At 58.0% G+C, this 21,843-nt stretch carries 25 protein-coding genes; 13 read left to right on the top strand and 12 right to left on the bottom strand.

The window, feature by feature from the left end; genetic code table 11:
* Nucleotides 1-47 precede the first annotated feature (47 nt).
* Nucleotides 48-413, top strand: coding sequence for a hypothetical protein (locus Q0864_RS05560; RefSeq protein ID WP_298566771.1), 366 nt, complete (start codon nt 48-50; stop codon nt 411-413).
* Nucleotides 414-426: 13 nt separating this feature from the next.
* Here the strand turns inward: Q0864_RS05560 and Q0864_RS05555 are convergent, their stop codons facing one another.
* Nucleotides 427-1,521 (bottom strand): DUF6456 domain-containing protein, encoded by a 1,095-nt coding sequence (locus Q0864_RS05555; protein WP_298566770.1) that lies wholly within the window; start codon nt 1,519-1,521, stop codon nt 427-429.
* Nucleotides 1,522-1,764: 243 nt separating this feature from the next.
* Between Q0864_RS05555 and Q0864_RS05550 the strand changes: the two genes are divergently transcribed.
* Nucleotides 1,765-2,058, top strand: coding sequence for a DUF6477 family protein (locus Q0864_RS05550; RefSeq protein ID WP_298566769.1), 294 nt, complete (start codon nt 1,765-1,767; stop codon nt 2,056-2,058).
* Between the two features lie 82 nt (nt 2,059-2,140).
* Here Q0864_RS05550 and Q0864_RS05545 read toward each other — a convergent pair whose 3' ends face one another.
* A complete protein-coding gene (locus Q0864_RS05545; protein ID WP_298566768.1) occupies nt 2,141-3,682 on the bottom strand; it encodes a trimethylamine methyltransferase family protein in 1,542 nt (513 codons plus the stop codon).
* Nucleotides 3,683-3,868: 186 nt separating this feature from the next.
* On the opposite strand from Q0864_RS05545, the gene guaA reads away from it, so the two are divergent.
* The 9 genes from guaA to Q0864_RS05500 all read left to right on the top strand — a co-directional run bounded on the left by guaA (nt 3,869) and on the right by Q0864_RS05500 (nt 12,524).
* Complete coding sequence (guaA, locus tag Q0864_RS05540) at nt 3,869-5,428, top strand: glutamine-hydrolyzing GMP synthase (RefSeq protein ID WP_298566767.1); 1,560 nt, start codon at nt 3,869-3,871, stop codon at nt 5,426-5,428.
* A 273-nt stretch (nt 5,429-5,701) separates the two neighbouring features.
* On the top strand, nt 5,702-6,520 hold the full coding sequence (locus tag Q0864_RS05535) for an FkbM family methyltransferase (RefSeq protein ID WP_298566766.1): 819 nt from the start codon (nt 5,702-5,704) through the stop codon (nt 6,518-6,520).
* Between the two features lie 59 nt (nt 6,521-6,579).
* The gene (locus Q0864_RS05530) at nt 6,580-6,864 is read left to right on the top strand and encodes a putative quinol monooxygenase (RefSeq protein WP_298566765.1); all 285 of its coding nucleotides are present in this window, start codon (nt 6,580-6,582) and stop codon (nt 6,862-6,864) included.
* Complete coding sequence (locus tag Q0864_RS05525; RefSeq protein ID WP_298566763.1) at nt 6,861-7,727, top strand: DMT family transporter; 867 nt, start codon at nt 6,861-6,863, stop codon at nt 7,725-7,727. The genes Q0864_RS05530 and Q0864_RS05525 overlap by 4 nt, the downstream gene beginning before the upstream one ends.
* Nucleotides 7,728-7,920: 193 nt before the next feature.
* Entirely contained in the window at nt 7,921-8,976 is a 1,056-nt protein-coding gene (locus tag Q0864_RS05520) for a hypothetical protein (RefSeq protein WP_298566762.1), read from the top strand.
* Nucleotides 8,977-9,124: 148 nt separating this feature from the next.
* Complete coding sequence (locus Q0864_RS05515; protein WP_298566794.1) at nt 9,125-9,985, top strand: ATPase; 861 nt, start codon at nt 9,125-9,127, stop codon at nt 9,983-9,985.
* 46 nt (nt 9,986-10,031) lie between these two features.
* Nucleotides 10,032-10,970, top strand: coding sequence for a homoserine O-succinyltransferase (gene metA, locus Q0864_RS05510; RefSeq protein WP_298566761.1), 939 nt, complete (start codon nt 10,032-10,034; stop codon nt 10,968-10,970).
* A 74-nt stretch (nt 10,971-11,044) separates the two neighbouring features.
* On the top strand, nt 11,045-11,914 hold the full coding sequence (ppk2, locus tag Q0864_RS05505; RefSeq protein ID WP_298566760.1) for a polyphosphate kinase 2: 870 nt from the start codon (nt 11,045-11,047) through the stop codon (nt 11,912-11,914).
* Nucleotides 11,907-12,524: a TetR/AcrR family transcriptional regulator gene (locus tag Q0864_RS05500; protein ID WP_298566759.1), complete on the top strand. Its 618-nt coding sequence runs from the start codon at nt 11,907-11,909 to the stop codon at nt 12,522-12,524. The genes ppk2 and Q0864_RS05500 overlap by 8 nt, the downstream gene beginning before the upstream one ends.
* Before the next feature lie 26 nt (nt 12,525-12,550).
* Here Q0864_RS05500 and Q0864_RS05495 read toward each other — a convergent pair whose 3' ends face one another.
* Genes Q0864_RS05495 through Q0864_RS05450 form a run of 10 tightly spaced genes read right to left on the bottom strand, consistent with a single transcriptional unit; the run spans nt 12,551 to nt 20,661 of the window.
* Nucleotides 12,551-13,771, bottom strand: coding sequence for a cysteine desulfurase (locus Q0864_RS05495; protein ID WP_298566758.1), 1,221 nt, complete (start codon nt 13,769-13,771; stop codon nt 12,551-12,553).
* Nucleotides 13,772-13,785: 14 nt separating this feature from the next.
* Nucleotides 13,786-14,385, bottom strand: a complete 600-nt coding sequence (locus Q0864_RS05490) for a YIP1 family protein (RefSeq protein WP_298566757.1) — start codon at nt 14,383-14,385, stop codon at nt 13,786-13,788.
* A gap of 3 nt (nt 14,386-14,388) precedes the next feature.
* Nucleotides 14,389-14,877: a YIP1 family protein gene (locus tag Q0864_RS05485; protein ID WP_298566755.1), complete on the bottom strand. Its 489-nt coding sequence runs from the start codon at nt 14,875-14,877 to the stop codon at nt 14,389-14,391.
* An 18-nt stretch (nt 14,878-14,895) separates the two neighbouring features.
* Entirely contained in the window at nt 14,896-16,185 is a 1,290-nt protein-coding gene (locus Q0864_RS05480; RefSeq protein ID WP_298566754.1) for a SufD family Fe-S cluster assembly protein, read from the bottom strand.
* Nucleotides 16,182-16,946: a Fe-S cluster assembly ATPase SufC gene (gene sufC / locus Q0864_RS05475; protein ID WP_298566753.1), complete on the bottom strand. Its 765-nt coding sequence runs from the start codon at nt 16,944-16,946 to the stop codon at nt 16,182-16,184. The genes Q0864_RS05480 and sufC overlap by 4 nt, the downstream gene beginning before the upstream one ends.
* 10 nt (nt 16,947-16,956) lie before the next feature.
* On the bottom strand, nt 16,957-17,268 hold the full coding sequence (locus tag Q0864_RS05470) for a heavy metal-binding domain-containing protein (RefSeq protein ID WP_298566752.1): 312 nt from the start codon (nt 17,266-17,268) through the stop codon (nt 16,957-16,959).
* A 28-nt stretch (nt 17,269-17,296) separates the two neighbouring features.
* On the bottom strand, nt 17,297-17,509 hold the full coding sequence (locus Q0864_RS05465; protein ID WP_248362944.1) for a hypothetical protein: 213 nt from the start codon (nt 17,507-17,509) through the stop codon (nt 17,297-17,299).
* A 36-nt stretch (nt 17,510-17,545) separates the two neighbouring features.
* A complete protein-coding gene (sufB, locus tag Q0864_RS05460) occupies nt 17,546-19,069 on the bottom strand; it encodes a Fe-S cluster assembly protein SufB (RefSeq protein ID WP_298566751.1) in 1,524 nt (507 codons plus the stop codon).
* 27 nt (nt 19,070-19,096) lie between these two features.
* The gene (locus tag Q0864_RS05455; protein WP_298566793.1) at nt 19,097-20,140 is read right to left on the bottom strand and encodes a cysteine desulfurase family protein; all 1,044 of its coding nucleotides are present in this window, start codon (nt 20,138-20,140) and stop codon (nt 19,097-19,099) included.
* A gap of 59 nt (nt 20,141-20,199) precedes the next feature.
* Complete coding sequence (locus Q0864_RS05450) at nt 20,200-20,661, bottom strand: Rrf2 family transcriptional regulator (RefSeq protein ID WP_298566749.1); 462 nt, start codon at nt 20,659-20,661, stop codon at nt 20,200-20,202.
* Nucleotides 20,662-20,849: 188 nt separating this feature from the next.
* Here Q0864_RS05450 and Q0864_RS05445 point away from each other — a divergent pair, with 188 nt between their 5' ends.
* Together Q0864_RS05445 and Q0864_RS05440 are read left to right on the top strand one after the other, a co-directional pair.
* Nucleotides 20,850-21,503 carry an alpha/beta hydrolase gene (locus tag Q0864_RS05445; RefSeq protein WP_298566748.1) on the top strand — a complete coding sequence of 218 codons (654 nt, stop codon included), beginning with the start codon at nt 20,850-20,852 and terminating at the stop codon, nt 21,501-21,503.
* Nucleotides 21,504-21,514: 11 nt separating this feature from the next.
* Nucleotides 21,515-21,736, top strand: coding sequence for a hypothetical protein (locus tag Q0864_RS05440; protein WP_298566747.1), 222 nt, complete (start codon nt 21,515-21,517; stop codon nt 21,734-21,736).
* Nucleotides 21,737-21,843 lie beyond the last annotated feature (107 nt).

Raw genomic sequence — 21,843 nt, 5'->3', positions numbered from 1 at the left:
TCTGCAACCGTAAAACAGCCAAAATTGTCCCTAGCGGGAAACGGGTAATGAAACACACCATGGTGATCAAGCCAACAACGCTGGTGCTTGGGGAACTGAGCGCACAAACCACATCTGCCTTTCAATTCGAAGGCTTGATGCAGCTTTCCTGCGATGAGATTACGCAATTGGATCGCAGCGCCTTTGAGGCGTTTGCGCCCAAAGTGGTGCTGTCACCCCTGTTTTGCGAGGGATTGGACTGTATCGACTTTGGTCAGTTTTTGACCGACATGAAATTTGACGGTCGCTATCTGATCCTTGCCGACGATCTGCCCAATCCCACGATGATTTCGCGCGAATTTAAGCAGCTTTACCCGACCCTTGAATTCGAGATTCTGACGACGAAGGAAATTTTCGCGCGTCTGGATCGGTAACGCCAAGCTGCGATCAATAGATCAGTTCATGTTCGTCCCCACCGACGCTGTCATAATACCGCGACAGATAGTTCAGAGCCACGCGAAGCATGTATTTACCCGACCGCGCAGGCATCGCCATGTCCGCCTCGATCCGCTCCATGCCCTTTTCGTGACAACACACAGCGATCGCAATCTGGCCAAGTTCCGGCCCAAGCGCCTGCATTGCGCTGGCGAACCGTTTGCGGGCGTCCAGTTTGCGGTCTGACGGATGCGTGGTTGTCAGTGCCGATCTGACCGCATCTTGAAGCCTGTCCCATGTGGCAATGCCGCTCAGTTCAAACTGCCCCAGAGCGAAATCACGGTGCAGGCGTTCGGCGGCACTCACAAGTGTCGGCGCAAGGTAAGGTTGCCCACGCCCGGTCGACCGCCCCAGCACCCGCACCGGGCTGTCAGCACCAATCGGACGCCCGGACCGCGTTCTTGCCTTGGCCGCCTTTGCCGCACCGACAAAGCTGGCGCCGTCCGGAATGCCCGAAAACCCGGTTGAGGCTTCGGCGAACCCAGTCGCGCGCCCTTCTTGTTGTGCCAACATCTTGTTGAGCGCAAGTCGCCCCTCGGTGGTGATGTGATAGCGCACCACCCGACCCGACGCGCCGCCTTCGATCCAACCGCGCAATGCCATGACCTCGACAATTTCGGTCGGACCCTTGGCCACCGTCAGCGGGTCGCCGTCGTCTCGGGCGCACAACACCACGGCGGTGTCGACACCTTGGCTGACGGCCATGACGGCCCGGTCTTTCATCATGGCCCGCAACAGGCGCACCATATGTGGGGAAACAGTGTCGTCTGCGTCCGGGTCAATCGGGGCCGCGGTGGCATAAACAGGTTGGCCGTCGCGCACCCCTGCCCCCAGTCGTGTCAGCAGGGCATCGACCAACGGATCATCACGCAGAGATTCGGTCTTTCGCACCTGTCTGAGCACCGTCGAGGCGTGCACCCCCATGTCGCGGGCAAGGGAACGAATGGAGGCACCCTCTTCCGTGTGTTTCAGGTAAAGATGAACCTCATCGGGCAGCCACCGAACCATTTCATTGCTTTCGATCCCCGATGCCATCGCATTCTGCATAGAAGCCCCTTCCAATTGGCGTTCCGTGGACACACGACATCCCGACGCGCAACCACAGGTTGTGTGATAGCCGGTAACGAGTATCATTTGATTGGTTACCGGTTCGTTAATTGACCGTTGTCCAGACCAGTTTTGTTATTGCTTTGGCAATATTTGTTAAAGCGACCGTGCGCCGGAGGCGTTCGAACGCAACACCCGGTAAGGTTGAGTAATAGTCAGCGGGAATCACTGAAAGGGTATCCCATGACTGACGCAACATCACTTCTCAAATCACTTCGTCGCCCCCGTCTTCTGGTGCGCGCCGCCCGCTTCGGGCTGATGGATTACAACCGCGATAGGGATTTGAAAAAGCTTATGAAAACGCCTGCGACGCCCAGCCCGGCAAGGGCCATCGACGGGCTGTTGCAGGAAGAAGCACGGCTAGAGGATACACGGAAAGCCGGCGACGCCTCTTATTCCGTGTCCCACCATGTCGAGGTGCTGATCGCGCTGATGGCCGAAATGCGTCTGCTGCCAAAAGGGCCACGGGCGGTCTGAACGCCCCAAGACCGGTAAGAGGATCGTTAAATCCTCTTACCGTGTTCTTAATGTTGCTGAACAAAACCGGAACGGTTGAGGCTCAGCTAAAGGCGTCGGGCATCGAGTCCTTTTTTTCCTGAACGTAGTCGCGAAGCCCATCGGCAATACCGGGGTCAAGGGCGGGTTGTTGATAGTCTGCCAACAACTTCTCCACGCGGATCGAGGCCAGCGCTTGCGTGTCGCGCGCGCCTTCTTCGTCCCAGGTTTCAAACGGCTTGTAATCCAGCAGTTCGGTGCGCCAGAACGCTGACTTAAAGTTCGCCTGCGTATGGGCGCAGCCAAGATAGTGTCCGCCCGGCCCAACCTCGCGGATGGCGTCCATCGCTTGCGCATTCTCATCGACCGCAATGCCCTGGGCCAAATGGTGCAAGGTGCCCAGCTGGTCGGCATCCATCACGAATTTCTCGAAGCTGGCGACCAGACCGCCCTCCAGCCAGCCGGCCGCATGCAGCATGAAATTCACGCCGGACAGCAGCCCCGTGTTCAAGCTGTTTGCCGTTTCATACGCCGCCTGTGCGTCAGGCAGTTTCGATCCGTTGAACGACCCGGCCGATCGGTATGGCAACCCTAGCCGGCGGAACAATTGCCCGGCCCCATATGTGATATGGGCTGCTTCGGGTGTGCCAAAGGTTGGTGCGCCAGAGTTCATGTCGATCGAGGACACGAACGCCCCCGCAATGACCGGCGCGCCTTTGCGCACCAACTGGCTATAGGCCACACCCGCGAGCACCTCGGCCAGAACCTGTGTCAGCGTGCCAGCCACAGACACCGGCGCCATCGCGCCGCCCACGATGAAGGGCGAAATGATCGAGGCTTGGTTGTTGGCGGCAAACACCTCCATCGCGCCCATCATCACATCGTCATATTGCATGGGCGAGTTGATGTTGATGAGCGACGTCATCACCGTGTTTTGCTGCACGAAGTCTTTGCCGAAAAGAATCTCGGACATCTCGACGCTGTCTTGCGCGCGTTCAGGCGCGGTCACCGACCCCATATAGGGCTTGTCAGACAAGGTCATGTGGGCGAGCAGCATATCAAGGTGGCGCTTGTTCACCGGCACATCTGTCGGTTCGCACACGGTGCCGCCGGAATGGTGCAGCCATTTGGACATGTAACCCAGCTTCACGAACTTGCGGAAATCCTGCATCGTTGCATAGCGGCGCCCCCCGGCGGCGTCGCGCACAAAGGGCGGGCCATAGACGGGGGCGAGCACCAGATTGTTGCCGCCAATTTCAACGGATCGTTCGGGATTGCGGGCATGCTGGGTAAACTGGCTGGGCGCCGTTTTGCACAACTCACGCGCCAAACCACGCGGAATGCGCACCCGTTCCCCGTCAACATCGGCCCCCGCCTCTTTCCACCGCTCAAGCGCGGCCGGGTTTTCGACGAAATTGACGCCGATTTCCTCAAGCACCGTTTCGGCGTTGTATTCGATGATCTCCATCGCCTCTTCGTTGAGGATTTCGAGATTGGGAATGTTGCGCGTGATGAATTTCGCGCATTCGATGCGAACAGCGGTGCGTTCAGCGCGACGAGCAGCGCCGCCGCCCCCGCGACCACGACGGGTGGGTGCCTCGGTCATGGTAATCCTCCAAAATGTCCTGTTGATTTGTGAATATCCCGCGGCCCCCGCTAAATCCGCTCGCAAGCGTCCTTCAGGGGGCAAAAGCGACATCGGGCGCTGAAAGCCACAAAAAAATGCCGGATGGTTGGTGTAGATACGCGTGCGGGACTTGCTTTGCCCCGGCCCCTGCCCTAATCCGACGACATGACAGATCAAAGCCACGACCGCCTTCTTATCATCGACTTCGGCAGCCAGGTGACGCAACTTATCGCGCGCCGCCTGCGCGAGTTGAATGTCTATTGCGAAATTCACCCCTACCAGAAGGTCACGATGGATTTCGTGCGCGAGATGGCCCCGAAAGCGGTGATCCTGTCGGGCGGACCAGACAGCGTGACCCGCGAAGGGTCACCACGCGCGCCGCAAGAAATTTTCGACTATGGCGTGCCCATCCTTGGCATCTGCTATGGTCAGCAGACCATGATGACCCAGTTGGGCGGCAAAGTGGAAAGCGGACACGGCACAGCCGAATTCGGCCGCGCCTATGTGACCCCCAGCGCCAAGCTCGACCTGTTGGACGGCTGGTTTGACCAGGGCGTTGAGCAGGTCTGGATGAGCCACGGCGACCATGTCTCTGAAATCGCTCCGGGTTTTGAGGTTTATGGCACCTCGCCCAACGCGCCCTTCGCGATCACCGCCGACGCCAGCCGTCATTTCTATGCGGTGCAGTTCCACCCGGAAGTGCACCACACACCAAAGGGCGCGAAACTTTACGAGAATTTTGTGAAACTGGCCGGGTTCACGGGCGACTGGACCATGGATGCCTATCGCGACGAGGCGATCCGCGTCATTCGTGAACAGGTCGGTGACAAGAAAGTGATCTGTGGCCTGTCCGGCGGGGTCGACAGTTCGGTCGCCGCGGTTCTGATTCACGAAGCCATTGGCGATCAGCTGACCTGCGTTTTCGTCGACCACGGGTTGCTGCGCAAGGGCGAGGCGGAAGAGGTCGTCACCATGTTCCGCGACCACTATAACATGCAGCTGATCCACGCGGATGAGCAGGAGCTGTTTTTGGGCGAGTTGGACGGGCAATCCGACCCGGAAACCAAACGCAAGATCATCGGCAGACTGTTCATCGACGTGTTCCAGAAACATGCCGACCAGATCGAGGGCGCAGAGTTCTTGGCCCAAGGCACGCTGTATCCGGACGTGATTGAAAGCGTCAGTTTCTCGGGCGGACCGTCGGTTACGATCAAATCGCACCATAATGTCGGCGGCTTGCCTGAAAAGATGGGCCTGAAGCTGGTCGAGCCTCTGCGCGAGTTGTTCAAGGACGAAGTGCGCGCCTTGGGCCGCGAGCTTGGCCTGCCGCAAAGCTTCATCGGGCGCCACCCCTTCCCCGGCCCCGGTCTTGCCATCCGCTGCCCCGGAGAGATCACCCGCGCTAAGCTGGACATTCTGCGCGAGGCCGACGCTGTCTATATCGACCAGATCCGCAAGCACGGTTTGTATGACGAGATCTGGCAGGCTTTTGTCGCGATCCTGCCCGTGCGCACCGTGGGTGTGATGGGCGATGGGCGCACCTATGATTATGCCTGTGCACTGCGCGCCGTCACCTCGGTGGACGGTATGACGGCGGACTACTATCCGTTCAGCCATGAATTTCTTGGGGAAACCGCAACCCGGATCATCAATGAGGTCAAGGGCATCAACCGCGTCACCTATGACGTGACCTCGAAGCCACCCGGCACGATTGAGTGGGAATGACCCCGCAAGTATGCCTCTGTTAAAGTGACCGCATTTGCGTTGTCCAAGCAATCCCGCGACACTCCAATAATCGTCCTAAAGTAGTATTACTGCTTGCAACTCGCTTCACGCGGGTGGCATGATGGATGTGCAAAGACCAGCAAGCACGCAACATTCTGCGCGGGTAGAACCCTTATGAAGTCACGTTTGACCAGGATCGTCACCTTTGTCACATCACGACTCCGGGGACGGATGGTTCTGAAGTTTCTACAGAGATATCAAAGCGTTCCCTTGGTGCACCGGATCACTCGGTTTTTTGATCCAAATTACATCCGAAAGGTTTCCGTCTTTCACTACCAACCCAAGCTTGCCATGTTGACCTGGCAGGGAACGCGGTTGTGGGTTGATGTGAACGATCACATCGGTTTTCGCAGCTTCATCCGCCAAGAACCGTTCGAGATGATGGTCCACACCATCGCCACGAAAATCGGTATTACCGAAGGTGACGTCATTCTGGACATCGGTGCCAATATTGGCACCGCGAGTGTGCCAATCTGTCGAGAAACCGGGTGTGAACTTGCTGCGATCGAGGCCTCAAAAGACACGGCGTCCCTCTTGCTCAAGAATATCGCGCTGAACCAGATTAAGGCGCATGTGGATATCGTGGCGTTGACGTCGCAGGCTGATGACGGGGCATTTCTGAAGCTCTATTTGCGCGATGGCAACCGCGGCGCGAATTCATTGCTCGCGGATTGGAACCCGTCAAAGGCGGACGCAACATACGAGCTTGCTCCGGCGACCACGCTTGATCGCTATATTGACGGCGCAAGGTATGCGGCGCGGATCGCCCTGATCAAAATTGACGTCGAGGGTGCCGAGCTTGACGTCATCAAGGGCGGTCAAAAGTTTCTGGCGTCAAACACAGCACCCATCTTGATGGAATACCGGGTCGATGCAGGTGCGAAGGTGCGTGACATGCTGGCGCAGGCGTTGGATTTGATGGCCGAAAGATATGACGTTTTCGGGCTGGATACCGCGGGAAACAAAACCATGTTTGACCCGACAAAACCCTATGAAAACATCCTGTTCGAACCCAAGACGCAAGGCGCATAGTCGTAAGCCGCGGTCACGACCCTTCTTGTCAATCTATGTGGCTTCGGTATGGTCCGCTCATGCCAAAGATACGCCTGTCAGGTCATATCGAAGTCCCCAAGGGCCGGATTGCCGCGATCAGATCGGCGCTCCCCGCCCATATCGCTCTGACCCGAGCGGAACCGGGTTGCTTGGCCTTCGACGTCACCGAGGATGAAACCCGGCCGGGCCGTTTCGATGTGAGCGAACTGTTTGCCTCACGCGAGGATTTTGACGCCCATCAAACCCGCATGACATCAAGCCCTTGGGCCAAAATCACAAAGAACATCCCGCGTCATTATAACATCGAAGAGGTCGTCTCGTGACACCGACCCTGCGCGCCGCGTTCTGGATGACCGGGGCGATTGCATCGTTCACGGCGATGGCCGTGGCCGGGCGCGCGGTCAGTCACGCGTTGGATACATTCGAAGTGATGCTTTACCGGTCGTGCGTCGGGGTCGTGATCGTGGTGGCAGTGCTCGTGGCGACAAGGCGACAACACGAGGTCAGAACCAGCAATCTGCGTCTGCACTTGTTGCGCAATGCGGCCCATTTCGCCGGGCAGAACCTTTGGTTTCTGGCTTTGACGCTGATCCCGCTTGCACAAGTTTTTGCCCTGGAGTTCACCTCGCCTTTGTGGGTCGCCGCCCTCGCCCCGGTTTTGCTAAACGAGCGCCTGACGGGCACAAGGTTGCTGACAGCACTGATCGGTTTTGTCGGCATCCTGATCATCGCCCAACCTTGGGCGACGGGCGGTTTGTCGGTTGGAGTGACCGCTGCGGGCTTGTCGGCCATCTGTTTTGCGCTGACCGCGCTGGCTACGCGAAAACTGACGCGGGCGGAAACGACGTTGTCCATCCTGTTCTGGCTGACCGCCATCCAACTGGTGTTTGGCGTGATAACGGCAGGGATCGACGGCGACATTGCATGGCCGACGCTGGCCCTGACCCCTTGGCTTTTGTTGATCGGCGGGGCGGGTCTGCTTGCTCATGCCTGCTTGACGACGGCCCTGTCGCTTGCGCCCGCCTCGGTTGTAATTCCGATGGACTTTGCAAGACTGCCGGTGATCGCGGTGATCGGCGCCTTGCTTTACGGTGAAAGCGTTGGCGTATCTCTGATCGTCGGGGCGGGCTTCATCATCGGGGCGAACCTGATCAATCTGCGCGCTGAGCACCGCTCCTCAGGCTGACCCGGCCAACTGAACTGTCCTGCCGCGTGTTTCAGACCCAAAAAAGCGTGTCCTTCCCACATCGTTTCAAAAGTTATGAACGGCTGAACCTTATCTGACCCAAGGTAACGATTGACCAAGATCAGGCGCGCCAAATAGCTTAAATTTCATGTAGCAGCTACATTCAGGACAGTTTGTGTCTCAGGGAGGAATGATGAACAAACTTACACTCACGACAGCCGCGTTGTTTACGGCAGCAGCGACGGGCGCGCATGCCGGGATTGACCGGTCCAATCAGGATATCTCGATCCTGTTCGAGGAAGGCAACTACCTGTCGTTCTCGTTTGGCAATGTCAGCCCGACAATCGAAGGCACCGGCGCAGGCGTCTTTCCGATTTCGCAATCGGCAACCGACTTTTCGATGTTCGCGATGGGTTACAAAGCCCAGCTGAACGATCAGATCAGCCTTGCGTTGATTTGGGACCAGCCCTACGGCGCCGACATCAACTATATTGACGCCCCTCTTGCGCCGGGCATGGCGAAAGTGGACAGCTCGGCTTTGACCGGCATCTTGCGCTATGAAATGGGCAATGGCTTCTCGGTCCATGGTGGTTTGCGTGCTCAGAAAGTGTCCGGCGACATCATCTCGTCCCTTGGTGCTTTGTCCGCAACCAGCGGCACCGAATGGGGTGGCCTGGTCGGTGTGGCTTACGAAAAGCCCGAGATTGCCCTGCGCGTCGCGCTGACTTATTTCACCGCTGTTGATCACGAACTGACCGGCGTGCGCGCCGTGCCGGGCTTCATTGACCCGGTCACTGGCTCGGTGGAAATGCCCGAGGCGATCAACCTCGACTTCCAAACGGGTATCGCCGAGAACACGCTTTTGTTCGGGTCGATCCGTCATGCCAAATGGGGCGGTATCTCGCTCGACACCACGGGCGCACTTGGCGACGCGACCTGGGTGACCTTTGACGAGGACGTAACCTCCTACAAGCTCGGCTTGGGTCGTCGCTTGAACGAAAACTGGTCGGTTTCGGCTTCGCTGGGCTATGTTGATGGCTCGGACACCGGCACCACGTTCCTGGCACCTGCCGGGGCGGCCACGTCGATTGCACTGGGCGCAAAATACACCCAAGGCAATTTCGACATTTCGGGCGGTGTCCAATACACCAAATTTGACACCAAGACCGTCACATCAGGCGGCCTGCCGGTCGTCTATGACGATGGTGATGCCGTGTCCTTCGGTGTGAAGATGGGCCTGCGTTTCTAATCGAACGACGCCACAGAAGACCTGAAACGCCCCGTGCTCGTCGCGGGGCGTTTTGCATAGAGCACATCGCCCGGTTTCCTGATGAGAAGCATTTGACCCGCCCGTTCCTGCCCCTTACCAAGAGGCGAAGAGAAACTTGGTGAATGACATGCTGTATCAAAGCTCGGACGACTGGCATAACGCCCCGCACAAGCGGGTGCTGTTCTTTGGTATGTCCGGTCTCGGTAAAACCTATCTTTCCAATATGTTGCGTGATCAGGGTGATTGGTTTCACTATTCAATCGATTACCGGATTGGCACGCGCTACATGGGCGAACACATCGCCGACAATTTCAAGGCCGAGGCTATGAAGGTGCCGTTCCTGCGCGACCTTCTGTTGTCGGATTCCATTCGGATCACCTCGAAGATCAGCTTTGACAATCTCAGCCCCGTTGCGACCTACCTTGGCAAGCCGGGCAGCCCTGCAAAGGACGGCGTCCCGATTGCTGAGTATCGGCGCAGGCAGGACCAGTTCAAGCAGGCCGAAATTTCGGCGCTGATGGACACGGCCGCCTTCATTGAACGCGCTGAAAAGATTTATGGCTATCCCCATTTCATCTGTGACACCGGTGGCTCCATTTGCGAATGGATTGACCCCGCCTTGGGGGAGAATGATCCCCTGCTCGAAGAACTTGGCCGCCATTGCCTGTTGATCTGGTTGCGCGGCGACGACGCCCACAGCCAGGAATTGGTGCGCCGCTTTGACCGTGCGCCAAAGCCGATGGCTTATCAGCCCGCGTTCCTGGAACGCGCCTGGGCGGATTATCTCAATGAAATGAAGCTTGAAGCGAGCGATGTTGATCCAGACGCCTTTATCCGCTGGACCTATGCGAAAGCCTTGGAACACCGTCAGCCCTTGTATCAGCACATGGCGCGCTATGGCATCACGCTTTGCGCCCACGAGGTTGCTGCAATCAAATGCCCCGAGGATTTCGATCGAATGATCGCCGCGGCCATTGACGCTGCCTGATCTGGACCTAACTAGTTATTAACACGCAATTCCAAGGACTTTTGCCATGCCAATTAAGATCCCCTCGTCTCTGCCGGCCGCTGATGTGCTGACGGAAGAGGGCGTTATGGTCATGTCAGAGGATCAGGCGGCCAAACAAGATATCCGCCCGATGCGGATCGCACTTTTGAACCTGATGCCCAAGAAGATCGAGACGGAAACGCAGTTTTCACGCCTGATCGGGGCGCACCCGCTGCAGATCGAACTGACGCTTTTGCGCCCGTCCGAGCACACGTCCAAGACCACCAGCCAGGCCCATATCGGAGCCTTCTATCAGCCGTGGCAAGAGGTGCAGGATCAGAAATTCGACGGGCTGATCATCACCGGCGCGCCAATTGAGCATATGCCGTTCGAACAGGTCACCTATTGGGATGAGATCAGCCAGATCTTTGACTGGACCCAGACCAATGTGCATTCGACCTTCGGCGTGTGTTGGGGGGCGATGGCGATGATCTATCACTTCCATGGGGTGGCGAAACATATACTGGATGCCAAGGCTTTTGGTTGTTTTCCGCAGCGAAACATGGACCCGGCATCACCCTATTTGCGAGGATTTTCAGACAGTTGTGTCGTTCCAGTTAGCCGCTGGACCGAAATGCGTCAGGCCGAGATCGACGCCGCAAACGGTTTGACCACGCTTCTGGGGTCGAACGAGGTTGGTCCCTGTCTGGTCGAAGATAAAGCCCATCGCGCGCTCTATATCTTCAACCACTTTGAATACGACACGGCCACCTTGAAAGGTGAGTATGACCGCGATGTCGCCAAAGGCGTGCCGATCAATGTGCCGATCAACTACTATCCAGATGAAGACCCCAGCCGGATGCCCGTCAACCGGTGGCGCAGTCACGCCCATTTGCTGTATGCCAACTGGATCAACGAGATGTATTTGACCACGCCCTTCGATATCGACCAGATCGGGTCCAGCGTCGAAGATCGCCGTGGGTGATGTGACCAAGCCCTCGCACCGATTGCCATTGCGAGGGCTACGTCCCATACTGTCGTGAAATCAGGAGTTTGCGCATGTCCCTGCCCTTCGAAGGTGCCATATCAGAGTTCTACACAAAGACCGCTCCGGCGTCTGTGCGCGAGGCAATCAAGGGCGCTGGCAAGAAGCAGATCTTGTCCGACAGCTATCCCTATGAAACGCTGATGTCCAAATCGGACTATGAGGACGAAATCGAGGCGCTTCAGCTTGAATTGGTGAAATTGCAAGCGGACGTAAAGGCCACGGGCAAACGTGTCGTGGTGGTGTTCGAGGGGCGCGACGCCGCAGGCAAAGGCGGCACCATCAAACGGTTTCGCGAAAACCTGAACCCCCGCGTCGCGCGGGTTGTCGCCTTATCCAAGCCCTCGGACCGTGAGGCGGGCGAATGGTATTTCCAACGCTATGTGCGTGAACTGCCGTCGGCGGGTGAAATCGTTCTGTTTGACCGCAGTTGGTACAACCGCGGCGTGGTCGAAAAAGTGTTTGGCTTTTGCGAGGACGACCAGCGCGCGGCCTTTTTCCGGCAACTGCCGGAGTTTGAGGACATGCTGGTTGATGAGGGCATTCATCTTTTCAAAATCTGGCTGAATGTCGGTCGCGCCGAGCAATTGAAACGCTTCTTGTCGCGTGAAAAAGACCCGTTGAAGCAATGGAAGCTGAGCTGGATTGATGTCGAGGGGCTGAAGCGCTGGGATGAGTATTCGGACGCGATCAAGGAAACCTTCGAACGCAGCCACCGTCCCCGCGCGCCCTGGACGGTGATCCGCTCAGACGACAAGAAACGCGCGCGGTTGGCGGCGATCCGGTCCGTCTTGCAACATATTGATTATGCGTCGAAAGATGGAAACGTCGCGCATGCGCCCGATGACAAGATCTGTGGCGGACCCGAGATCTGGGATGGCTAAACGCGGCTATCATCACGGCAATCTTCGCCAAGCTCTGGTCGATGCGGCCTTGGCCTTGATCGAAGAAAAGGGCCCGACCGGTTTCACCCTGTCAGAAGCGGCGAAACAGGCGGGCGTTACGCCGGCAGCCGTCTATCGCCACTTTGCCGGCCGCGAGGATCTGATCGCCGAGGCGGCGCGGCAGGGGTATGAGATTTTCGCAGACCTGATGGAATATGCCTATGACAAGGGCAAGCCATCTGCGCTTGCCAGTTTCGAAGCAACCGGGCGGGCTTATCTTGCCTTTGCCCGCAAGTACCCCGGCCATTATGTTGCGATGTTTGAAAGCGGTGTCTTGATCAATCAATCGCCCGATCTGGCGTTGGTTGCGGGGCGTGCGATGGGTGTGCTTGAAAAAGCCGCAGCAACGCTGACCGAGAATATTCCCGAAGACAGGCGCCCGCCGTCACGTATGGTCAGCGCCCATATCTGGGCAATGAGCCACGGGGTGGTGGAGCTGTTCGGGCGTGGCAGTCCGGGGCAAAAAAGCCCCTTTCCACCCGAGGATCTTCTGGAATCCGGAATTGGCGTTTATCTGCGCGGCTTAGGACTGATCCAGACCGACGAATAGCGCGAAAACGCCATGGCGCGCAGGTGTCAGGCCAACAGCTTGTGACAAAGCTCCAGCCCCTCGATCAGCCGGTCCACCTCGTCTTTGGTGTTATAAAGCCCGAAAGAGGCGCGCGCGGTCGCAGAGACGCCCAGATGTTCCATAAGCGGTTTGGCGCAATGGTGACCCGCCCGCACGGCGATGCCCTTTTTGTCGAGGATGGTCGAGATGTCATGCGCATGCGCCGCGCCCTCCATCGTAAACGAAAAGATCGCAGCCTTTCCCGGTGCGGTGCCCTGGACATTCACCCAATTCAGCCCGGTCAGACGTTCGCTTGCATAGGCGGCCAGCGACGCCTCGTGGGCGGCGACGTTTTCCATACCCAGATCCATCAGATAGTCCAGCGCGGCCCCAAGCCCGATGGTCTGCACGATACCGGGGGTGCCGGCCTCGAATTTCAACGGCGGCTCCGCATAGGTCACCCGGTCCTTACACACCTCGTTGATCATGTCGCCACCCCCCAGAAAGGGTTGCATCTCGGCCTGACGGTCAGCCCGCACATAGATCGCGCCGGACCCGGACGGGCCATAAAGCTTGTGGCCGGTGATGGCGTAGAAATCGCAGCCGATATCCTGCACATCGACCGGCATATGCACAGCCCCCTGCGAGCCATCCACCATGACGGCAACACCGCGCGCGCGCGCGCCGGCGCAGATCGTTTTCACATCGACCACCGTGCCGAACACATTCGAACATTGCGTGACGGCAATCAGCTTGGTGCGCGGGGTGATCGCGTCCAGAACCTTGCTTGGGTCAAGCGACCCATCCGGTTCCGGGTCGATCCATTTCAGCACAACCCCTTGGCGTTCGCGCAGAAAATGCCACGGAACGATGTTGGCGTGATGCTCCATCGTCGACAGAATGATTTCGTCGCCCGCGCCCATGCGTGGCGCAGCCCACCCGTAGGACACCATGTTGATGCCCTCAGTGGTGCCGGAATTGAAGATCACCTCGTCCTCGGATCCGGCGTTGAGAAACCTTGCCACAATGCCACGCACGGCCTCGTATTTCTCGGTCGCGAGGTTGGACAGAAAATGAAGCCCCCGGTGAACGTTCGAGTATTCCTCGGCGTAAGCGCGGGTCACGGCATCGATAACCACTTGCGGTTTTTGCGCCGATGCGCCGTTGTCGAGATAGATCAACGGCTGACCGTTGATCTGACGCGACAGGATCGGGAATTCAGCCCGGACTGTATTGATGTCGAACATCTGCGGAACTCCGGTCAATTGGGGGCAGGCAAAGTGACAGGTTCAACGCCAAGAAGAACCAGAACGAAAGACAGGGCAAAGATCGCGACAGTCATGAACAAAAGGATCGACACGAACACCAAGCCGGTCGAGGCAAAGCCGTGGCTTTCGGCCGTGAACTGGCTCAGCACCCAGAAAAACATGATCGCAGAGCCCAGCATCGTGATCATCGCAAGGCCGGGGGCGAACAGGGTCAGGATCAAGGTCAGAAGCTGAAGACCGAGAAAGATGAACTCCATCCAGACCACTGTGGTTATGGCGTCTGACAGAGTTCCCTGCCCGCCAAACATGCGCCCGATCAGATAGATCGCCCATGCCAAACCGAACATGAAAACCGCTTCGATCAGACCAAGAAGGATCGGGCTGGACAAAAGCGGCCCCATCTGCGCGGCATCGACCGGGAAAAGCAGACCGGCAAAAACGCTGATCGCCGTGGCCAGAACGACCATCAGGGTCAGCGCCGTCCACAAGGTTTCACGCGGCAGGTTGAGGTTGAACAGGTCACGGGCGACCTTGCGCGGCTCGGGCACCGTTTGCAGGGCCATGCCGAAAAGATATCCGGGTTCAAATCGCATTGGTTACACCTTAGCCCCGCGTTCTGCTTCGCGCAGGTTTATCGTCCAAAACAGGAGAAAAGCAAACAGCGCGGCGATACCGGTTACGGTCATCTGCACACCCGGCCCCATGAACCCGGCCACAAGCCCCCACAGCAGCCAAAGCGGCGTCGCACATAGCAAAGCCCAGAACAGCGCGAACCGAGCGCCATAGCTGCTTCCCTGCCCGCCCAGAACGCGCGCGGCAATATGGCTTAGCGTGCCCAAAGCATAAAGCACCAGCGGCATGATGAAGATCCAGGCCAGCAAGGTTGCCCCCATCAGCATGTTCAGCTCTTCGCCCGTTTCATGAGCCTGACGAGCCAATCGGGGCATCTGCGCCGCAAACACCAGCAAACAGGCGCCCATCAGAACCGCAAGCGCACGATCTTCGCGCGGCCCAATGCCCAAGCGGCGTTGAAACACCGCACGCGGCGCGCGGTAGCTTCTTAGCACGTCCTGAATGACTGACATGGGCGCCTCCGGGCCGGGTTAACCGCGCCGCCGCGCAAGCCAGGCGTCCAGACGGTCGATGATCTCGGCGGCGACCGCTTCATCCTCGATTTCCTCGATCGCATCGGCCAGAAAGGCCAGCACAAGCAGGTCGGTGGCGATATGCGTCGGCACGCCGCGCGAGCGCAGGTAAAACAGCGCCTCTTCGTCAATTGCACCCGATGTCGAGCCATGGCTGCACGCCACATCATCGGCATAGATCTCAAGCTCTGGCTTGGCCAAGAACTGCGCGTCGTCGTCCAGCAAAAGCGACTGCGATTTTTGATACCCGTCGGTTTTCTGTGCGCCGGGCTTCACAAGAATCTTGCCTTGGAAGACGCCCTTTGCGCCGTTTTTTAGGACCTTCTTGAACACCTGACGGCTTTCACATGACACCGCATCGTGGGTCACGAAAACCGTGTCGTCATGATGAAAATCACCCGCCGCGCCATCGCCAAGCGCAGCCCCTGCCACATGTGCAATGGCATCGTCGCCAACAATGTCGATAATGCACTCATTGCGCGTCAGCTTGCCGTTTACAGTCATCGTGAAGCTTTTGAACACAGCGCCCGTATCGACGCGCGTGAACATATGCGTCACCGCCTGACGGTCATGGTCGCGCCCCTGCGCGCGCACGTGGTGAAATTCAGCGCCCGGGCCGATATCAACCTCGGTCACCTTTGAAAGGCGCGCAGCTGCTGCGCCGTTTTCCAGCAACGTCAGTTTCGCCCCTTCTTCCAGCCGCACCACATTGTGCAAGATCGCGTCGGAATTCGCATCCTTGTGCTGGTAGATCAAGCTGACGGGTCGGCTCACCTTGCCGGTGACACGAATGACCACACCATCGGTGGCCATCGCGGTGTTATGGGCCGCCAACGGGCGCACGACGGGGGTTTGCCCCTTGGTTTCCAGAACCCCGTAAAGGTCTTTGGCCCAATGAATGTCTTTCCCGGCCGCACTGGCAAGGCGTTCAATCTCAAGCCCTTCGCCGTCAAGCTCGTCCGAGGCGTCCGCGTCAAACACACCGTCCACAAAGACGATCTTCAACCGGTCAATCGCATGGAAAACCAGGCTTTCGCCCTCATAGTCGAACACCTCGGCCATGTCGGGCGTGGCCGAGATCAAGCTGTCAGGGCGAGTCCATTTCCAGTATTCGTCGCGCCGTGTAGGCAGACCCATATCTGCCAGCCGCGCGGCCGCATCAGCGCGAGCTTCCGCAGCCCAAGCGCCGGACACCGGGCGTGCATCGGCACTGATCAGTGCAGGTGCTTTTTTGGGGGCCGTGTTCATGCCTCGACCTCCATCTCGGCAAGGATGTCGGCGTAGCCGTTGTTTTCAACCTCAAGCGCCAGTTCGGGACCGCCAGATTTCACGATCCGGCCATCCGCCATGATGTGCACCACATCGGGTTTAATATGGTCCAGAAGGCGTTGATAATGCGTGATAACCAGGAACGAGCGTCCTGCATTGCGCAGCGCATTCACGCCTTCGGACACGAGCTTCATGGCGTCCACGTCCAGACCGGAATCAGTTTCGTCCAGAATGCACATCTTGGGTTCCAGCATCGCCATCTGCAGGATCTCGTTGCGCTTTTTCTCACCGCCCGAAAAGCCCACATTGACCGGACGTTTCAGCATGTCGGCGTCGATTTTCAGCTCTTTCGCCTTGGCACGGATGAATTTCAGGAAGTCGGCGGCCGACATTTCCTCTTCTCCGCGCGCCTTGCGCTGCGCATTCACGGCGGTGCGCAGGAAGGTCATGTTGCCAACACCGGGAATTTCCACCGGGTATTGAAACGCCAGAAACAGGCCAGCGGCGGCGCGTTCTTCGGGGTCCATGTCCAACAGGTCTTCGCCGTCCAGCGTGGCACCGCCTTCTGTCACCTCGTAGCCGTCACGGCCCGACAACACGTAAGACAGCGTTGACTTGCCCGAGCCATTGGGCCCCATGATTGCGTGCACTGACCCAGCGGGCACCTCAAGGTCGACCCCTTTCAGGATACGCTTGTCTTCTTCTTCAAGTTTGACGTGCAGGTTATTGATTTTCAGCATTTTTATATCCTTACGAAACAGTGACAGCCGTGCCCGAGGCCGACACCATCAGCATATTGTTGATCACTTCATAGTCGAGGTCCACGCCCACGACCGCGTTGGCGCCCAAGGACGCCGCGTGTTCTTCCATCTCGGCCAGCGCGGTACGCCGCGCCCGGCCCAGTTCTTCCTCATACGCGCCCGAGCGTCCGCCCACGATGTCGCGCACCTGTGCAAAGATATCGCGAAAAATGTTGGCGCCCAGAATGGCCTCGCCCGTGACGATGCCGTGATATTTCACAATGGGATGGCCTTCGACCGAGGGGGTTGTTGTGACAATCATTCGAAGTGCTCCAATTCAACCTGCCGCATCACCGCCACCGATCAAGAACAGCGAGCGCACCGCGCGCCGTGAGCCAGCCAAGGAAAATACCCCCGCCGACCCAATACATCGGGTTCAGTTGGTCCAATTTGTGCAGGTTTACATAGATGATCCCCGCTAAACCGCCGATCGCCGGAAACACGTATGGAATGACGGTCTCGAAACCCTCAAGGATCGCTCTCATCTTGCTTTGCTGTTCCATCGACTTTCCTCTGACTGACGCACCGACCGGGAGTTTCTATCCCACCGATCCTTCCAGCGAAATCGCCACAAGCTGTTGGGCTTCCATGGCAAATTCCATCGGCAGCGCCTGCAGAACTTCCTTGGCAAACCCATTAACGATCAGGGCCACGGCCTCTTCTTCGTCCATGCCCCGCTGGCGGCAATAGAACATCTGTTCTTCATCGACTTTTGAGGTGGTCGCCTCATGCTCGACCCGCGATGAGTTGTTCTTCACCTCGATGTAAGGCACGGTGTGCGCCCCGCATTTGTCGCCGATCAGCAGGCTGTCGCACTGGGTGTAATTGCGCGAGTTCTTGGCGTTCGGGTGCATCGACACGAGGCCGCGATAGGTGTTCTGCGCTACGCCTGCCGAAATCCCCTTGGACACGATCCGAGATTTTGTGTCGCGCCCCAGATGGATCATCTTGGTGCCGGTGTCGGCCTGCTGGTGGTTGTTGGTGATTGCGATGGAATAGAACTCGCCCTGGCTTTCGTTGCCGCGCAGGATGCAGGACGGGTATTTCCACGTCACGGCCGAGCCTGTTTCGACTTGCGTCCACATCACCTTTGACCGGTCGCCCCGGCAATCGGCGCGTTTGGTCACGAAGTTGTAAATGCCGCCCTTGCCGTTTTCATCACCGGGATACCAGTTCTGAACCGTCGAGTATTTCACCTCGGCGTCTTCTTCGATGATGATTTCGACCACGGCGGCGTGCAGTTGTGCAACGTCGCGCTTGGGGGCCGTGCAGCCCTCAAGATAGCTGACGTATGATCCTTTGTCGGCGATGATCAGCGTGCGCTCGAACTGGCCGGTATTTTCCGCGTTGATGCGGAAATAGGTCGACAGCTCCATCGGACAGCGCGTGTTGGGCGGGATGTAAACGAACGACCCGTCCGAGAAGACGGCCGAGTTCAGCGTCGCATAGTAGTTGTCCGACACAGGAACGACAGACCCGAGGTATTTTTTCACCAGTTCGGGATGATCACGGATTGCTTCCGAGATTGAACAGAAGATGACGCCTGCCTTCTTCAATTCCGCTTGGAAGGTCGTGCCGACAGAGACAGAGTCAAACACCGCATCTACGGCCACCTTGCGGCCTTCGGCCGGCACGTCTTCGGCGCCTTCAACGCCGGCAAGGATCATTTGCTCTTTCAGCGGAATGCCAAGTTTTTCGTATGTCGCCAACAGCTTAGGGTCAACGTCTTCAAGTGACTTCGGCTTCACTTCCATCGACTTCGGGCGGGCATAGTAATACTGGTCCTGAAAGTCGATTTCGGGATAATCCAAAAGCGCCCAGTCGGGTTCGACCAGCTTTTGCCACCGTGCAAACGCCTCAAGACGCCATTCGGTCATCCATGCTGGTTCTTCATTCTTCTCAGAAATCAGGCGCACAATATCGGTGGTCAGCCCTTTGGGGGCGTATTCCATCTCGATATCGGTTTCCCAGCCGTATTTATACTTTCCGGCCAGCGATTTCACCGCTTCGACGGTTTCCTCTTCAACGCCTTCTTTGACGTTCACCTCATCTACACCGGCCATGTCACCCTTTCACCGACCGCACACGCCTTAACGGCCCCGCGCCCGGAATTTTTCATATTCACGGCTCCAGGCATCTGCAAATGCCAAAGCCTCGTCTTCGCTCGTATCAGGGCCAAGCGAGACACGCAAAGCGCATCCCGCTTGTTCCCGGTCAAAGCCCATTGCAGCAAGTGCCGCGCTGGTTTTTACCTTCCCGGATGAACAGGCCGACCCTGCGGAAACCGCAAAACCGGCCAGGTCCATCACCATCACCTGTGTCTCGCCCTTCCAGCCCGGAGTAACGAAGCACGAGGTGTTGGGAAGCCTGTTCGCGTCTTTCCCGACAAAAATAGTCTCTTTTGCCGATTCCGCAATGGTGTTTTCTAGAATCTTTCTAAGTTTTTCGACGCGCCCCACGACACCCTGCTCCAGATCAGACTGAGCCGCACGAGCGGCGGCCGCAAATCCCGCAATGCCCACAACGTTTTCAGTCCCGGAGCGGCGGCCCATTTCTTGCCCGCCTCCCTTGATCTGCGCGGCGATCTCGGTGCCGCGTTTGACCACAAGCGCGCCAACCCCCTTTGGCCCACCCAGCTTGTGCGCCGAAACAACCGCCATCGTGGCACCGCACCAGTTAAAGGCGAACGGGATCTTGCCAATGGCTTGCGTGGCATCCGTCAGGAACAAGCCTTCGGGCAGGGTCTGGATTACCCCGGTTTCAGAGTTCGCCAGTTGAAGGGCCGACGTGGCGGGATCGTCGACCGTCACCGTCCCGTTTCCATCCACAGCCAAACGTTCGTCACACCAAGACCGCACCGCATCATGTTCGATCCCTGCGCAGGCGATCCCTTTGCCAGCCAGCGCCAGCGCCGCCGCTTCGGTCGCGGACGAGGTGAAGATCACGTCTGCCCCATCGGCCCCGAGCGCGGCAGCCACATCTTTACGTGCCTGCTCGATCAGCCCCTTCGCCGCACGTCCCTCTGCGTGGACGGAAGACGGATTTCCGACCAGATCCATCGCCGCAACCATTGCCGCCTTGGCTTCCGGTCGCAACGGGGTTGTCGCATTCCAATCTAGATAGGTCCGGCCCACCGGCATCACCTCGTGTTGTAAGACGAATTTCATAGCGCCCTTGGCTGGGGCGTTGGCGGTTAATCCTCGTCCACCACAGCGAACAAGGTTGGCACAGCAGGACATGGGGTCAGCTCGTTTTTCACGACGTCCGACAGGCGCGTCTGATGCAGGAACACATAAACATGGGCTGACAGCCCTTCCCACAACCGGTTGGTCATCGACTGCGCTTTCGACCCGGACATGCCGCCCGATGCGCCGGCGCCTTTGTGCATTGCCGACACCGTCTCATCGACCGCGGTCAGGATTTCGGACACCCGGATGTCTGACGCAGGGCGCGCCAGTTTATAGCCGCCACCGGGCCCGCGCACGCTGTCCACCAGCCCGGCGCGGCGCAGTTTTACGAACAATTGCTCTAAATAGGGCAGGGAAATGTCCTGACGTTTCGCAAGATCCGTCAGCGACAAAAGGACGTCTTCATCCTGCATCGCAAGGTCAGCCAATGCCACCATGGCATAGCGCCCTTTTGTTGACAGCTTCATCGCGTGCTCCCCCTCAAAAACATTGACCTTTCGGGCATTGACCACTAGGTCACTTAGGACTGGCAAACACGGGCCACTTGCCCGCATTACAGCCACCCCCGTATTATGGTGCGGGTCCGGACGCGTCAAGAAAGCTGGCAACGACAGCGCGACGCAGGATCCGACTGGAAAAAAGAGGCTCAGACTGCATGCCCGAAGTGATTTTTCCCGGCCCCGAAGGCCGACTTGAAGGCCGTTACCACGCCCAAAAGGAAAAAGACGCCCCGATCGCCATCATTCTTCATCCGCACCCGCAATTTGGTGGCACGATGAACAACAAGGTCGTCTATAACCTGCACTATGCGTTCCACAACATGGGCTTCAACGTGCTTCGGTTCAACTTCCGTGGCGTTGGCCGCAGCCAGGGCGAATACGATCAGGGCGTGGGCGAATTGTCCGATGCGGCCTCGGCGCTGGATTATCTGCAGTCCATGAACCAGAACGCCAAGCATTGCTGGGTCGCTGGCTTTTCCTTCGGCGCTTGGATCGGCATGCAACTTTTGATGCGACGCCCGGAAATCACCGGCTTTATCTCGGTCAGCCCCCCGGCCAACATGTATGATTTCAGCTTTCTGGCGCCCTGCCCCAGCTCTGGCCTGATCATCAATGGCACCGCCGACCGCGTCGCGCCGCCAGCAGACACGCATATCCTTGTGAACAAGCTTCATGAGCAGAAGGGCATCACGGTGACCCATACCGAAATCGACGGGTCCGGCCACTTCTTTGAAGATGATCACATGGATACGATGATCACGCATGTGGACGAATATGTCCGCCGCCGCCTGACCGAAACGAGCCGCTGAACGAGACGACCATGGATCTTCTGGAGCAAGTTGCCGACGCGTTGGCCAAGGATGTGCTGGAGGCCGAACGGCTGACCGGCAACGAAGAATTGGTGGTCGAGATCAAGAAGACGGTCGGATCGTCTTCGACGACGCTGGAAGAAGCCTTCATGACCGCCATCCGCATCCGCCGCGCAGAGGCTCGTGGTCGTGATCTTCTGAAGCAGCTGATCAAGTCAGAGATGAGCGTTTAGGGCGACTCATGGGTTCGTTTATTGCGAACAATGGAAACAAAAAGAACGAATCCGCCCCTATTGTTCTGTAAAGCAGCACAAAAATAACAACCTTAACGTGTTAACAC

Origin of the sequence: uncultured Aliiroseovarius sp., from assembly GCF_947497285.1 — a bacterium.
In the GTDB taxonomy this organism is placed as follows: Bacteria; Pseudomonadota; Alphaproteobacteria; order Rhodobacterales; family Rhodobacteraceae; genus Aliiroseovarius.
This window is presented reverse-complemented; position numbering and strand designations above follow the sequence as displayed.

Coding starts and splice junctions, on each gene's coding strand:
- sufB (WP_298566751.1), bottom strand. CDS start 19,069: ATGGCCGGTGTAGATGAGGTGAACGTCAAAGAAGGCGTTGAAGAGGAA.
- Q0864_RS05530 (WP_298566765.1), top strand. CDS start 6,580: ATGCCAAAGATACGCCTGTCAGGTCATATCGAAGTCCCCAAGGGCCGG.
- Q0864_RS05490 (WP_298566757.1), bottom strand. CDS start 14,385: ATGCGATTTGAACCCGGATATCTTTTCGGCATGGCCCTGCAAACGGTG.
- Q0864_RS05550 (WP_298566769.1), top strand. CDS start 1,765: ATGACTGACGCAACATCACTTCTCAAATCACTTCGTCGCCCCCGTCTT.
- Q0864_RS05480 (WP_298566754.1), bottom strand. CDS start 16,185: ATGAACACGGCCCCCAAAAAAGCACCTGCACTGATCAGTGCCGATGCA.
- metA (WP_298566761.1), top strand. CDS start 10,032: ATGCCAATTAAGATCCCCTCGTCTCTGCCGGCCGCTGATGTGCTGACG.
- ppk2 (WP_298566760.1), top strand. CDS start 11,045: ATGTCCCTGCCCTTCGAAGGTGCCATATCAGAGTTCTACACAAAGACC.
- Q0864_RS05465 (WP_248362944.1), bottom strand. CDS start 17,509: ATGGAACAGCAAAGCAAGATGAGAGCGATCCTTGAGGGTTTCGAGACC.
- sufC (WP_298566753.1), bottom strand. CDS start 16,946: ATGCTGAAAATCAATAACCTGCACGTCAAACTTGAAGAAGAAGACAAG.
- Q0864_RS05485 (WP_298566755.1), bottom strand. CDS start 14,877: ATGTCAGTCATTCAGGACGTGCTAAGAAGCTACCGCGCGCCGCGTGCG.
- Q0864_RS05470 (WP_298566752.1), bottom strand. CDS start 17,268: ATGATTGTCACAACAACCCCCTCGGTCGAAGGCCATCCCATTGTGAAA.
- Q0864_RS05555 (WP_298566770.1), bottom strand. CDS start 1,521: ATGCAGAATGCGATGGCATCGGGGATCGAAAGCAATGAAATGGTTCGG.
- Q0864_RS05545 (WP_298566768.1), bottom strand. CDS start 3,682: ATGACCGAGGCACCCACCCGTCGTGGTCGCGGGGGCGGCGGCGCTGCT.
- Q0864_RS05440 (WP_298566747.1), top strand. CDS start 21,515: ATGGATCTTCTGGAGCAAGTTGCCGACGCGTTGGCCAAGGATGTGCTG.
- Q0864_RS05520 (WP_298566762.1), top strand. CDS start 7,921: ATGAACAAACTTACACTCACGACAGCCGCGTTGTTTACGGCAGCAGCG.
- Q0864_RS05560 (WP_298566771.1), top strand. CDS start 48: ATGAAACACACCATGGTGATCAAGCCAACAACGCTGGTGCTTGGGGAA.
- Q0864_RS05445 (WP_298566748.1), top strand. CDS start 20,850: ATGCCCGAAGTGATTTTTCCCGGCCCCGAAGGCCGACTTGAAGGCCGT.
- Q0864_RS05515 (WP_298566794.1), top strand. CDS start 9,125: ATGCTGTATCAAAGCTCGGACGACTGGCATAACGCCCCGCACAAGCGG.
- Q0864_RS05500 (WP_298566759.1), top strand. CDS start 11,907: ATGGCTAAACGCGGCTATCATCACGGCAATCTTCGCCAAGCTCTGGTC.
- guaA (WP_298566767.1), top strand. CDS start 3,869: ATGACAGATCAAAGCCACGACCGCCTTCTTATCATCGACTTCGGCAGC.
- Q0864_RS05495 (WP_298566758.1), bottom strand. CDS start 13,771: ATGTTCGACATCAATACAGTCCGGGCTGAATTCCCGATCCTGTCGCGT.
- Q0864_RS05450 (WP_298566749.1), bottom strand. CDS start 20,661: ATGAAGCTGTCAACAAAAGGGCGCTATGCCATGGTGGCATTGGCTGAC.